This is a genomic window from Litchfieldia alkalitelluris, from assembly GCF_002153425.1.
Classification (GTDB): Bacteria; Bacillota; Bacilli; order Bacillales; family Salisediminibacteriaceae; genus Evansella; species Evansella alkalicola.
The window spans coordinates 17616-31157 of the sequence record NZ_KZ119600.1 but is presented as its reverse complement, the minus strand read 5'-3'; the positions used below and the strand labels follow the sequence as shown (position 1 = coordinate 31157).

At 39.0% G+C, this 13542-nt stretch carries 15 protein-coding genes and 2 other annotated features; all 15 genes read right to left on the bottom strand.

The window, feature by feature from the left end; all coding sequences use genetic code 11:
* Positions 1–25: 25 nt before the first annotated feature.
* Complete coding sequence (gene rpoB / locus BW724_RS00155; RefSeq protein ID WP_088073109.1) at positions 26–3565, bottom strand: DNA-directed RNA polymerase subunit beta; 3540 nt, start codon at positions 3563–3565, stop codon at positions 26–28.
* Between the two features lie 309 nt (positions 3566–3874).
* The gene (locus tag BW724_RS00150; protein WP_088077565.1) at positions 3875–4474 is read right to left on the bottom strand and encodes a class I SAM-dependent methyltransferase; all 600 of its coding nucleotides are present in this window, start codon (positions 4472–4474) and stop codon (positions 3875–3877) included.
* Positions 4475–4701: 227 nt separating this feature from the next.
* On the bottom strand, positions 4702–5067 hold the full coding sequence (gene rplL / locus BW724_RS00145) for a 50S ribosomal protein L7/L12 (RefSeq protein ID WP_088073108.1): 366 nt from the start codon (positions 5065–5067) through the stop codon (positions 4702–4704).
* Between the two features lie 60 nt (positions 5068–5127).
* Entirely contained in the window at positions 5128–5628 is a 501-nt protein-coding gene (rplJ, locus tag BW724_RS00140) for a 50S ribosomal protein L10 (protein ID WP_088073107.1), read from the bottom strand.
* Positions 5629–5657: 29 nt separating this feature from the next.
* Positions 5658–5808 (bottom strand) — a sequence feature (ribosomal protein L10 leader region).
* Positions 5809–5858: 50 nt separating this feature from the next.
* A complete protein-coding gene (rplA, locus tag BW724_RS00135; RefSeq protein WP_088073106.1) occupies positions 5859–6554 on the bottom strand; it encodes a 50S ribosomal protein L1 in 696 nt (231 codons plus the stop codon).
* 121 nt (positions 6555–6675) lie between these two features.
* Positions 6676–7101 carry a 50S ribosomal protein L11 gene (rplK, locus tag BW724_RS00130; protein WP_140354875.1) on the bottom strand — a complete coding sequence of 142 codons (426 nt, stop codon included), beginning with the start codon at positions 7099–7101 and terminating at the stop codon, positions 6676–6678.
* A 165-nt stretch (positions 7102–7266) separates the two neighbouring features.
* Positions 7267–7800, bottom strand: a complete 534-nt coding sequence (gene nusG / locus BW724_RS00125) for a transcription termination/antitermination protein NusG (protein ID WP_088073104.1) — start codon at positions 7798–7800, stop codon at positions 7267–7269.
* 250 nt (positions 7801–8050) lie between these two features.
* Positions 8051–8245 carry a preprotein translocase subunit SecE gene (gene secE / locus BW724_RS00120; protein WP_268876123.1) on the bottom strand — a complete coding sequence of 65 codons (195 nt, stop codon included), beginning with the start codon at positions 8243–8245 and terminating at the stop codon, positions 8051–8053.
* 49 nt (positions 8246–8294) lie between these two features.
* Positions 8295–8444 (bottom strand): 50S ribosomal protein L33, encoded by a 150-nt coding sequence (gene rpmG, locus BW724_RS00115; protein ID WP_088073103.1) that lies wholly within the window; start codon positions 8442–8444, stop codon positions 8295–8297.
* Between the two features lie 196 nt (positions 8445–8640).
* Positions 8641–9336, bottom strand: a complete 696-nt coding sequence (sigH, locus tag BW724_RS00110; protein ID WP_417891353.1) for an RNA polymerase sporulation sigma factor SigH — start codon at positions 9334–9336, stop codon at positions 8641–8643.
* 67 nt (positions 9337–9403) lie between these two features.
* The gene (locus BW724_RS00105; protein ID WP_088073101.1) at positions 9404–9916 is read right to left on the bottom strand and encodes an NYN domain-containing protein; all 513 of its coding nucleotides are present in this window, start codon (positions 9914–9916) and stop codon (positions 9404–9406) included.
* On the bottom strand, positions 9917–10669 hold the full coding sequence (rlmB, locus tag BW724_RS00100) for a 23S rRNA (guanosine(2251)-2'-O)-methyltransferase RlmB (protein WP_088073100.1): 753 nt from the start codon (positions 10667–10669) through the stop codon (positions 9917–9919).
* Positions 10653–11066, bottom strand: a complete 414-nt coding sequence (locus BW724_RS00095; RefSeq protein ID WP_140355072.1) for a Mini-ribonuclease 3 — start codon at positions 11064–11066, stop codon at positions 10653–10655. Before BW724_RS00095 ends, rlmB begins: the two co-directional genes overlap by 17 nt.
* Positions 11067–11086: 20 nt before the next feature.
* Positions 11087–12487, bottom strand: coding sequence for a cysteine--tRNA ligase (gene cysS / locus BW724_RS00090; RefSeq protein ID WP_176371235.1), 1401 nt, complete (start codon positions 12485–12487; stop codon positions 11087–11089).
* A gap of 33 nt (positions 12488–12520) precedes the next feature.
* Positions 12521–13171 (bottom strand): serine O-acetyltransferase, encoded by a 651-nt coding sequence (gene cysE / locus BW724_RS00085; RefSeq protein ID WP_088073097.1) that lies wholly within the window; start codon positions 13169–13171, stop codon positions 12521–12523.
* Between the two features lie 107 nt (positions 13172–13278).
* Positions 13279–13537 (bottom strand) — a binding site (T-box leader).
* Between the last annotated feature and the right edge of the window lie 5 nt (positions 13538–13542).

Genomic DNA, 13542 nt, shown 5'->3' with positions numbered 1-13542 from the left:
CCCTTTCAGCATTCAAGTTCTCGCATTATCCGTTAGATTCATTCGTTTCAAGGTTCAAGTTCAACTTGTCATTGCCTTGCTCTTCATCATCATCAAGCTCTAACATCTCAATCTCTTCTTCATTACTTGATAGCATTTTTACATCCATACCCAAGCTTTGAAGTTCTTTGATAAGTACCTTGAATGACTCAGGAACACCTGGCTCTGGTACGTTTTCACCTTTGACAATGGCCTCATATGTTTTCACACGTCCAACAACATCATCAGATTTTACAGTCAAGATTTCTTGAAGTGTGTAAGCAGCACCATATGCTTCTAGTGCCCATACCTCCATCTCTCCGAAACGTTGACCACCAAATTGAGCTTTACCACCCAATGGTTGTTGTGTAACAAGAGAATAAGGTCCAGTTGACCGAGCATGCAATTTATCGTCAACCATGTGAGCAAGCTTGATCATATACATGATACCTACTGACACACGGTTATCGTATGGCTCTCCAGTACGACCATCATATAAAACAGTCTTACCATCACGGGCCATGCCTGCTTCTTCAAGAGTACTCCACACATCTTCTTCACTTGCCCCATCAAATACTGGACTCGCTACATGGATACCTAAATAACGTGCTGCCATTCCAAGATGAAGCTCTAATACCTGCCCGATGTTCATACGGGAAGGAACCCCTAATGGGTTTAACATGATATCAATTGGAGTACCATCTGGTAAATATGGCATATCTTCTTCTGGTAGAATTCGGGAAATTACACCTTTGTTCCCGTGACGACCTGCCATTTTATCCCCTTCATGAATCTTTCTTTTCTGAACAATATATACACGAACAAGCTGGTTTACCCCTGGAGGTAGTTCATCTCCATCTTCTCGGTTAAACACTTTCACATCTAGAACGATTCCATCTCCACCGTGAGGAGCACGTAATGAAGTATCACGAACCTCTCTTGCTTTTTCACCAAAAATGGCGTGGAGTAATCGTTCTTCAGCTGTTAGCTCTGTTACACCCTTTGGCGTAACTTTACCAACTAAGATGTCTCCGTCTTTCACTTCAGCACCAACGCGGATAATTCCACGCTCATCTAAGTTTTTCAACGCATCTTCCCCAACGTTAGGAATATCACGAGTGATTTCCTCAGGCCCTAATTTCGTATCTCGTGCTTCCGATTCATATTCTTCAATATGAACAGAAGTGTAGACATCATCTTTTACAAGACGCTCACTTAAAATGATCGCATCCTCGTAGTTATAACCTTCCCATGTCATAAAGCCGACCATTACATTTCGTCCTAAGGCCATTTCACCAAGCTCCATAGAAGGACCATCAGCTAAAGTCTCACCTTTTGTAACGATATTACCTTCACTTACAATAGGTTTTTGGTTATAACAAGTACCTTGGTTGGAACGTTCGAACTTCTGAAGGTTATACCTTACTACATCACCTTCAACTTCTTTACCATCTACTTCTTCTATTTGACGAATTTGCACGTATTTAGCAGTAACACGTTCAACTCGGCCACTTACTTTAGAAACTACAGCTGCACCGGAGTCTTTTGCAGAAACATACTCCATACCTGTACCAACTAAAGGTGCTTCAGGTTGAAGTAAAGGAACTGCTTGACGTTGCATGTTCGCACCCATCAATGCACGGTTTGAGTCATCGTTTTCTAAGAAAGGAATACACGCTGTCGCAGCAGAAACAACCTGCTTAGGCGATACATCCATATAGTCAACTCTGTCCCGTGCCACGATAATATTTTCTCCACGGAAACGGCATATGATGTTGTCATCAATAAAAGCTCCGTTTTCGTCAAGCTTTGCGTTCGCCTGTGCAACTACATAATTATCTTCTTCATCCGCAGTCAAGTAATCAAATTGCGAACTTACTCGGCCAGTTTCATGGTCTACCTTACGATAAGGCGTTTCCATAAAGCCGAACTCGTTTACTTTCGCATAACTTGATAGGGAGTTAATTAAACCAATGTTTGGACCCTCTGGCGTTTCAATCGGACACATACGACCATAGTGAGAGTAGTGAACGTCACGTACTTCAAATCCAGCACGTTCACGCGTCAAACCACCAGGCCCTAGAGCTGATAAACGACGCTTATGCGTTAACTCCGCCAATGGATTCGTTTGATCCATAAATTGAGATAACTGAGAGCTACCGAAAAACTCTTTAATAGATGCAATCACTGGACGAATATTAATTAACGCTTGTGGCGTAATAACATTAGCATCCTGAATAGACATTCTTTCACGCACAACTCTCTCCATACGAGATAAACCAATACGGAACTGGTTCTGCAATAGCTCACCTACAGAACGTAAACGTCGGTTACCTAGGTGGTCAATATCATCTGTATTTCCTACTCCATGTAATAGATTAAAGAAATAGTTAATAGAAGATAATATATCTGCAGGTGTAATATTTTTAACGCCTTTTTCCACAACACCGTTACCAATTACTTTAATTGGCTGTTCACTAGTTCCATCAGGATTGTGAATGAGTATTGATTGCATTTCAACTTCTTCGTCATCTACTACCCCACCATTAAGGGTGATATGACGGAAGCCTACATTATTCTCAAGATAAGGGATTAACCTGTCTAACAATCTTCTATCAATTAGAGCCCCTTCTTCTGCTAAAACTTCACCTGTTTCTGGATCAACTAATGTCTCTGCAAGTCGCTGATTAAACAAACGATCCTTAATATGAAGCTTTTTATTCATCTTATAACGCCCAACGTTTGCTAAATCATAACGTTTAGGATCAAAGAATCTAGACTCCAATAGGCTTTTTGCATTATCTACAGTTGGAGGTTCTCCAGGACGTAAACGCTCATAGATTTCTAACAACGCCTTTTCACTACTGTCTGTGTTGTCCTTTTCAAGCGTATTACGTAGATATTCATCTTCTCCTAATAGATCAATAATCTCTTGATCTGAACCAAACCCAATTGCACGCAACAATACTGTTACAGGGATCTTTCTCGTACGATCGATACGTACATACACAATATCCTTAGCGTCTGTTTCTAATTCAAGCCATGCACCCCGGTTCGGTATTACAGTTGCCGTAAAACCAGGCTTTCCGTTCTTATCAATCTTTTTACTGAAATAAACGCTCGGAGACCGCACTAACTGAGAAACAATGACACGCTCTGCACCATTAATAACAAAGGTACCAGTATCAGTCATTAACGGGAAGTCTCCCATGAAAACTTCCTGCTCTTTTACTTCTCCCGTCTCTTTATTAATGAGACGAACCTTTACACGAAGCGGCGCAGAATATGTAACGTCTCGCTCCTTCGATTCTTCTACTGAATACTTCGGTTCACCTAAGTTGTAATCAATAAACTCAAGTACCAGATTACCAGTAAAATCTTCAATTGGAGAGATGTCTTGAAACATCTCACGTATACCTTCTTCTAGAAACCATTCATAAGAAGCCGTTTGTATTTCAATCAAGTTTGGAAGATCCAACACTTCACTGATACGAGCATAACTTCTTCTCTGGCGGTGGCGTCCATACTGAACTAGTTGACCTGTCAACTGATTCACCCCTCAAAACTAGCGTTTTTATATCAAAAGGAATGCATTCATTTCTATGTAACATGTACATCCCTTTGACTGACTTAAATACTAAAAAACAAAAACCTTCGCAATTCTTTAAACAATACTTTTCTTGAAAACAAAAAAAAGGTGTGATAGCCCTCTTACCAAGTAAGGCACAAAAGACTTTACTAGTTTGTCCAAAATCACCCTTTTTATACACATCACCTATATTTTAAGCATTATTTCCCAGTTTCGAACTATATATTCATACGCATTAAATAATATTAACAAAAAGCGAACTCCGAGTCAACATTTTTTTCCTTTAATTATAAAATAGCCCTTTGATTTCTCAACGATCTCTACCTCGAACCCTAGTTCTTCCAGCTTTTTCATTGTTGAAGGGGCTCCTTGCTTTTTCTGAATGACAATCCACAGTTCCCCATCACCTAATAACAGGGAGTAAGCTTGTTCATATAAGTTAAATACAACATGTTTCCCTGCTCTTATTGGGGGATTTGTAATAATTGCTGCATATTGTCCCTTAAAATCACTTAATAGATCATTTTGAAATACTTTAATATTTTTTACGTTATTTAGATCGCCATTTAACGTTGAGAGCTCAATCGCCCTTTCATTAATATCCACCATTTCAATTAATCTATCGGGCATCATTCTTGCCGCAGTGATTCCTATAGGTCCCCAACCACAGCCCACATCTACTACTGGTCCAGGAATAGAAGGTGGCATGAAAGATTCAATTAGCAGCTTTGATCCATAATCTATTCCACTTTTTGAAAAAACACCGCGATCCACTAGGAAGTGAAGCGTTTCACCGCGAAGGGTTTCAGAAATTCTTTCCCGTTTGCTCTCAACATTCGGTTTATCAGTATAATAATGATCTGCCAATTCCAACTTACCTCCAAATGATATATTTCATCAAAAAATAAAATAGATTCTTAACATAACAGTCTTTGTCGTATTCACTACACCCCCCAATACTGTGGGCGGCTGGTAGGCTCCTTAACAGCTTAGACATGTATATTCAAGACTATTCCATATTACACCAATCAGTTATATCGTTAAAAAAACTCGCTTTGAATTGTTTCAAAGCGAGTTTTAAAGCAGTGATAAAATTACTTAAGTTCTACAGATGCGCCAGCTTCTTCAAGTTTCGCTTTCATTTCTTCAGCTTCTTCTTTAGCTACGCCTTCTTTAACTGGTGCTGGAGCGCCATCAACTAGAGCTTTAGCGTCTTTTAAGCCAAGACCAGTGATTTCACGAACCACTTTGATAACACCGATTTTAGATGAACCAGCAGATTCAAGTACTACGTCAAACTCAGTTTTTTCTTCTGCAGCCTCACCAGCAGCAGCTCCACCAGCTACAGCAACAGGAGCAGCAGCTGTTACACCAAACTCTTCCTCAATTGCTTTTACTAAGTCATTTAATTCTAAAACGGACATTTCTTTAACCGCATCAATAATTTGTTCTTTAGTCATTTTTATTTCCTCCTATTATTCTTATAGTTTTATACCGCTAGGCAATTTTTTTCGTAAATATTAAGCGCCTTGTTCTTCCTTTTGATCCGCAACAGCTTTTGTTGCCAATGCAAAGTTTCGAATTGGTGCTTGTAACACGCTGAGTACCATAGAAAGTAAACCTTCGCGTGATGGTAGTTCTGCAAGAGCTTTAATCTCTTCAAGTGATGCAATACGACCTTCGATAACACCAGCTTTAATTTCTAAAGCTTCATGATCCTTAGCAAATTTGTTAAGGATTTTTGCTGGTGCAACAACATCTTCGTTACTGAATGCAATTGCTGTAGGTCCAACTAATTGCTCATCAAGCTCAGTAAGTCCAAGCTTTTCAGTAGCACGACGGGCCATAGTGTTTTTATACACTTTGAAATCCACGCCTGCTTCACGAAGCTGTTTACGTAATTCAGTTACTTCTGATACATCAAGCCCACGATAGTCAACAACAATAGTAGACTGACTATCTTGTAATTTTGATGCAATTTCATCAACAACCTGACTTTTCTTTTCAATCACTGCTCTCATCCTGACACCTCCCGTTGAAATGTCATACCGCACGTATAAAAAACGCCTCCATGTAGACATGGAGGCAGTCGTATCTTAACCAATTATAATCATATAATAGGGTTTAGATGTTTACGAACCTCGGTAGGAGATTAAGCGTTAATACGCGCCTACTGTCTACGGTATGATTTAAATGTTTTAATTCACAAAATATAGTATATCGAGTTGACCTTAACAAGTCAACAAGTTAATTATAATTTTACGTTAGCAACATTTACCTTTAGTCCAGGACCCATTGTAGATGCAATAGCAACATTACGCATGTAAGTCCCTTTAGATGCTGCAGGCTTTGCTTTTAGTAAAGTGTCAATGATTGTGTTAATGTTTTCAACTAACTTATCATCTTCGAAAGAGACTTTACCAACTGGTACGTGGATGTTACCTGATTTATCAACACGGTATTCTACTTTACCAGCTTTAATTTCATTAACAGCTTTTGTAACATCAAAAGTAACAGTTCCAGTTTTAGGGTTTGGCATTAAGCCTTTTGGTCCTAAAACTCGACCTAATTTACCTACCTGAGCCATCATATCAGGAGTTGCAACTACTACATCAAAGTCAAACCAACCTTGGTTAACTTTGTTGATTAAGTCTTCTTCACCTACGAAGTCAGCTCCAGCCGCTTCCGCTTCTTTTGCTTTTTCTCCCTTAGCGAACACTAGTACACGTTGTGTTTTACCAGTACCGTTTGGAAGAACTACTGCTCCACGGATTTGTTGGTCTGCTTTCTTAGGGTCAACCCCAAGACGAGCTGCAAGTTCAACTGTTTCATCAAACTTAGCCGTTGCAGTTTTCTTAACTAATTCTACTGCTTCTGAAATTTCATACACTTTCTCGCGATCAACAAGCTTAAGTGCATCTGTATATTTTTTACCTTTTTTAGCCATGTTCTTTCCTCCTCGAATGTGGTTTTAGCGGTTATACCTCCCACTAATAAAGGTTGCGAACCTACAATGTAGGCAGGAACCAGTCCTTTACTCGCAACCTCCTTGTACGTCCATGGGTTAATTAGTCTTCAATAACGATACCCATGCTACGGGCAGTACCTTCAACCATACGCATCGCTGCTTCTACATCAGCTGCGTTTAGGTCTGGCATTTTTGTTTCCGCGATTTCTTTAACTTTATCACGCTTCAGTGTAGCAACCTTTTTCGTGTTAGGTTCACCTGATGCTGTTTCAATTCCAGCTGCTTTCTTTAAAAGAACTGCTGCAGGTGGAGTTTTAGTGATAAATGTAAATGAACGGTCTTCAAATACCGTAATCTCTACTGGAATAATTAAGCCCGCTTGTTCTTGTGTACGAGCGTTAAATTCTTTACAGAATCCCATAATGTTAACACCAGCTTGACCTAATGCAGGTCCAACAGGTGGTGCTGGGTTCGCTTTACCAGCTGGAATTTGTAGTTTTACAACTTTAATGACCTTTTTAGCCACGCGACACACCTCCTTAAGTCCGTGATGTGGTAAACCGAGCATCATGCTCTCCCACTCATTATCTGCTTTTTGCAGGAAAAAACGTGAACGAAGTGTCCACGTTCAATAACAACATTAAGATTTTATCACTTTGAACAATAGATAGCAAGTTTTTTTGAAATCAAGTTAAATTTTTTCAACTTGAGTGAATTCTAGTTCGACCGGAGTCTCCCTACCAAACATGTTTACGTGTACTTTTAACTTCTGTTTATCTGTGTAAATTTCTTCAACAGATCCAATAAAGTTTGCAAATGGACCCTCTTTTACTTTTACAGATTCTTTTAGTTCAAAGTCAACTTCAGCACGTGGTTCTACTACACCCATTTGTTTCAAAATGTTTTCTGCTTCTTCTGGCAATAACGCTGTAGGCTTAGACCCTGCTCCTGCAGACCCTACAAACCCAGTTACTCCAGGTGTGTTACGGACTACATACCAAGAATCATCAGTCATTACCATTTCCACAATAACATAACCTGGGAAAACTTTTTTTGTTACTTGCTTACTTTTCCCATTCTTTATTTCCGTTTCTTCCTCCACAGGGACGAGAACACGAAAAATCTTATCTGTCATGTCCATGGATTCCACTCGTTTTTCCAGATTAGTCTTCACCTTATTCTCATAACCAGAATAAGTATGAACGACGTACCAATTCTTTTCCATTACGATCAGGACAAGAGTGTCCTTCCCTCCTCATTAAAAAACCATTTTTTATAGGCTTCAGTGAAAATAGTCTAATGTTAATTGAACTCACTACAGGCTACTAGCTTTCCGCGGGCGGCTGGTGAGCCTCCTCGATGCTTCGCATCTGCGGGGTCTCACCCCTGCCTTTGATCCCGCAGGAGTCTCGTAGCCTTCCGTTCATTCAATTATCAAGTTACTCATTTTCATTCGCCGTAATATATCTATTAAATTAGTTCAATATTGTACGAATTAAAGTAGAAATTCCTAAATCGGTAATCGCAAAGAAAATTGCAATAAATGTTACAGTTGCAATAACAACAGCTGTATATCTTACTAGCTCTTTACGCTTAGGCCAGGATACACGCTTCATTTCTGTAGAAACATCTTTTAAAAACTTAGTTGAACCTTTCACTACGTTGGCCACTAATGCCACCTCCAGTTTTATAAACAATATGTGTGAATTGAACATTGAGTCATTTTGTTTCAACATGTGCTGTATGCTTTCCGCAAGTATTACAATATTTCTTTATCTCAAGACGGGTTGTCCGATTTTGTTCTGTTTTATTCGTTGTATAATTACGTGATTTGCAATAGTGACATGCAAGGACCACTTTTTGAGACATCGTCCATACTCCTTTTTACTTTACGATGAAATCATACATACTCCTAAAACTTATCATAGTGATTCCTTCTATGTCAATGACTCCTGCAATCTTCATTGTTGACGATTTTTACCGTTTTCATAAGTGTAGTCTAAAAATATGTATATTAGTGTATTTAAAAAGTAAAATACTCCCAACTGGGAGCATTGTACATTGGTTATAGTTTAACCCCTTTTAATTCTACATACCTTTCCAGCTTTCGTTTTACCCGCTGTAAAGCATTGTCTATTGACTTAACATGGCGGTTTAAATCAGCTGAAATTTCTTGATAGCTTCTTCCATCTAAATAAAGCATCAACACTTTCCGTTCCAGCTCACTTAATATTTCTCCCATTTTCAGTTCAATATCATCAAACTCCTCTTGATTAATCAAGAGTTCCTCTGGATCACTAACCCTTGAACCAACAATGACATCCAACAACGTACGATCCGATTCTTCATCATAAATAGGCTTGTCTAAAGAAACATAGGAATTTAGAGGAATATGCTTTTGTCTCGTTGCCGTTTTAATGGCCGTAATAATTTGTCTAGTAATGCACAGTTCAGCAAATGCTTTAAAAGAAGAAAGCTTGTCCCCTTTAAAGTCTCGAATGGCCTTATATAAACCAATCATCCCTTCCTGCACAATATCTTCATGATCCGCACCAATTAAAAAATACGATCTTGCCTTCGCTCGGACAAAGTTCTTATACTTATTTATCAAGTATTCTAGCGCAGAACTATCCCCTTCTCGCACGTATTCTACGAGGCTTTCATCTTCCATCTCATCATATTTAGCTTGCAGTCCATTCTCAATGATGTTTAAGGACACCGCGATCCCTCCGACCCCTACCTTTTTGAAAGCGCATAACATAAGCAATGATAGAATTGTCTAAATATAGAAATAGTATACAAGAAAAAAAACAAAGGCGTCAAGGTAATCAATGTTGACCCCGACGCCATTTTTCAAAAATTTCCGCCATCTCATCTGTAATTGGTAATTTTGTTTTTATCTTTTTCTTCTTTGTTTTGATAACATCTTTCTTAATATCTTTTTCCATTTCTTTCACTTCATTACGAAGCTCTCGAGCTGATTTCCGATAAGCGCCACTTGCAAAAATAACACGCTGCTCCACAAAATCGGACGTGGCCACGTATATTTGAGTATCGACCCTTTTCAGCTCCCTGCATAGCTTTTCGATTTTTTCATCTGCAGTTTCTTTTTCCCTTGTATAAATGATCTTTATTCGATAGTTTTGATACTTTTTCCCTAAACCAGGTACCATGTGCGCATCAAAAATAATCATTACCTCCATGCCCATATACGCTTGGTACTCTGCCATTTCCTCAATGAGAAGGTCCCTCGCACTCTCCAAGTCATTCTTTTGTAGCTCTCTTAATTCTGGCCAGTCCCCTATAATATTGTATCCATCTACAAGTAAAACGCGTCTCATCTATTTCATTCCTACGGGATGACGACGACGATAAACTTCATACATTAAAAGACTAGCTGCAACCGATGCATTTAAAGAAGTAACATTTCCAGCCAAAGGAATACTTACAAGGAAATCACACTTTTCCTTCACTAAACGGCTCATGCCCTTCCCTTCACTACCTATTACTAAAGCGACTGGCATGTCCAGATCCACTTCGCGGTAATCTTCCTTACCTTTAGCATCTGTTCCGACAAACCACAAGCCTTGTTTCTTTAGATCTTCCATCGTTCTAGCAAGGTTTGTTACCCTTGCTACTGGCACGTGTTCAATTGCACCTGCTGAAGCTTTCGCAACAGTGGATGTTAATCCAACCGACCTTCTCTTTGGTACAATTACACCGTGAGCGCCTACTGCATCAGCAGTCCTGATGATTGACCCTAAATTATGAGGGTCTTCCAGTTCATCAAGTAATAAAAAGAAGGGAGCTTCATTACGCTCTTCTGCTTTTTTAAAAAGAACAGACATATCTTGATATTCATACGCAGCGATCTGTGCCACCACTCCTTGGTGCTGACCATCAACCATCTGATCAAGTTTTGCCTTTGGAACGAACTGGACATTTACTTGTGCATTTTTTGCCATTTCCATAACTGTAGACATTTGTCCCCGTTGAGAACCTTCAGAGATCCAGATCTTGTTAATTGGACGCTTCCCTTTCAAAACCTCAATTACAGGATTTTTACCAATGATATAATCAAGTTGTTGACCCATTTTCTCCCTCCTTCCCCTCAATAATTTTGAATGCTTGTTCAACAAGTTCATCTAGACGTTCATTATTTTCCACCAAATACAAGTAACCTATTAATGCTTCAAACGCAGTGCTGTATCGATAAGTTGAATGATCTGTATTTTTTGGAATTGTACCAGATTTGGCATTCCTTCCCCTTAGGGCTACAGCTTTTTCCTCTTCAGATAATACACCGCGATCAAAAAATAGATGCAACACCTTTGCTTGTGCCTTAGCAGATACATAGTTCGTTGCAATTTTATGGAGTTTATTAGGGCGGACTTGTCCACTTGCTATGAGACGGTATCGGACGTAAGTTTCCAATACCGCATCTCCCATATACGCTAAAGCAAGGGCGTTTAACTGCTCAGGTTCTTTCATCGTCTGATTAAGTTTCATAACTAACCCCTCTTCCAACGGGTGCCTTGTGGTGTATCTTCAAGGATAATATTTCTATCCTTCAATAAATCCCTTATTTCGTCCGCTCTTGCAAAATCTCTGTTTTTCCTTGCTTCTATTCTTTCTTGGATTAATCCATCTATTTCGTCATCTAAAAGTTCTTTTTCTTCTATTAGCTTAATGCCTAGCACGTAAGCCATGTCATCCATACGCTTTAAAAAGTATTCTAAAACAGATTTTTGCGTATGCTTTTCACGTAAATAAAGGTTTGCAGTTTTAACTAATTCAAACAACGCTGCTACGGCGTTAGCACTATTAAAATCATTATCCATCTCTTTGATGAATGCATCATGATGCGAATCTATTTCATCAATCCACTTATCTTTTTCTTCGCCTAAATTTGCCGTTTCATCTAAGCGGTGCTGCAAATTAGCGTAAGTTGTTTTTATTCTTTCTAATCCATTTTCTGAACTATTAAGAAGTTCATCACTAAAATTAATTGGACTACGGTAATGGGCATTAACGATAAAAAACCTCACTACATTCGGATCAAATTTTTTGATGATATCATGAACTAGAATAAAATTTCCTAGTGACTTAGACATTTTTTCATTATCTATATTAATATAACCATTATGGAGCCAATAGTTTGCCATTTGTTTTTCATTTAATGCTTCAGATTGTGCAATTTCATTTTCATGATGGGGAAAGGAGAGGTCTTGACCCCCTGCATGAATGTCAATAGTATCTCCTAAATACTTTTTTACCATTGCTGAGCATTCAATATGCCACCCTGGGCGTCCATTTCCCCAAGGACTATTCCAATATATTTCACCTGGCTTAGCGCTTTTCCATAGAACAAAGTCTAGTGGATCTTCCTTTTTCTCACCTACTTCAATTCTTGTTCCTAGCTGTAAGTCGTCAATGGATTGATGAGAAAGCTTACCGTAGTCATCAAACTTCCTCGTACGGAAGTATACATCTCCTTGCGACTCATAGGCATAGCCCTTATCGACTAATCTCTCAATAAAACTAATGATTTCTGGCATTGTTTCCGTCACTGTAGGATGTTTATCTGCCGTCTTTACACCTAATGCCCCAGTGTCTTCATGATACGCCTTAATAAACTTTTCAGAAATGGTTTTAACATCCTCACCCATTTCATTAGCCGCTTTAATAATTTTATCATCTACATCTGTAAAGTTTGAGATATACTCTACATCATAGCCACGATATTCTAAATATCGTCTAACCATATCAAAAACGACCGCTGGCCTTGCATTTCCAATATGAATATAATTGTAAACGGTTGGTCCGCATACATACATCTTTACTTTACCCTCTTCTAGGGGTTTAAATTGTTCTATTTTTCGCGTCAGTGTATTGTACATTTTAATGCTCATCAATACATCCTCCCTTTTTCGTCTAACCAATAATTACTTATTCACTTTATCGCTTCTAAGTTCTTTTATTTCTTCCTTCAAACGGAATAATTCTTCTTCTAACTCACGGAATTTATCTGAAATTGGATCTGGTAAATTACTATGGTCTAACTGATGCTCTACTTTCACACCGTCCTGAACCACTACTCGACCAGGAATTCCCACAACTGTTGAATTAGGGGGGACCTCCTTTAAAACAACTGATCCCGCACCAATCCGAGAGTTCTTACCAATAGTCATGGACCCTAACACCTTTGCACCAGATGCAATGAGCACATTATCTTCCACAGTAGGGTGTCTTTTCCCCTTTTCTTTACCCGTTCCACCAAGGGTAACCCCTTGATAGATAGTAACATTATCACCTATTTCACAGGTTTCCCCAATCACAACACCCATACCATGGTCGATAAAAAGTCTTTGACCGATTCTAGCACCTGGGTGTATCTCTATCCCAGTTAAAAACCTTCCAATTTGTGAAAAGAAGCGTGCAATAAAATAAAGTTTCTTTTTCCATAACCAATGGGAAAAACGATGAAACCAAATGGCGTGAAGCCCCGAGTAGTTCATCACCACTTCTATTCTAGTACGAGCCGCAGGATCTTGCTCCAACACGACATCAATATCATTTTTTAATGTTTTAAACATGTTCCAACCCCTCCTCCCCTTAAATGCAAATATGGAGATATATAAGAATAGGCAATCCTTGCCGCGGGCGTGCCCGCCAAAGAAAAAAGCGCCACTGTGTCATTTGACACAGAGACGCTTGTTAATACGTGGTTCCACTCTGTTTGAACGATTTGCCATAGCTTAAAAAAGTTATTACGTGCCTAGGAAATATCGTTCCACTTCAAGGATCTTAACGGTTCCCACCGCCTATACATACTCAGTGTTTCTGCATAGGACTCTGAGGTGCATTTCGACTAAGGATACCTTAAGCTGTTTTCAGCCGATGACAGCTCTCTCTGGTAAGGAATAAAAACTTAATCTACTTTTCCTCTTCAACGTTCATCTATATT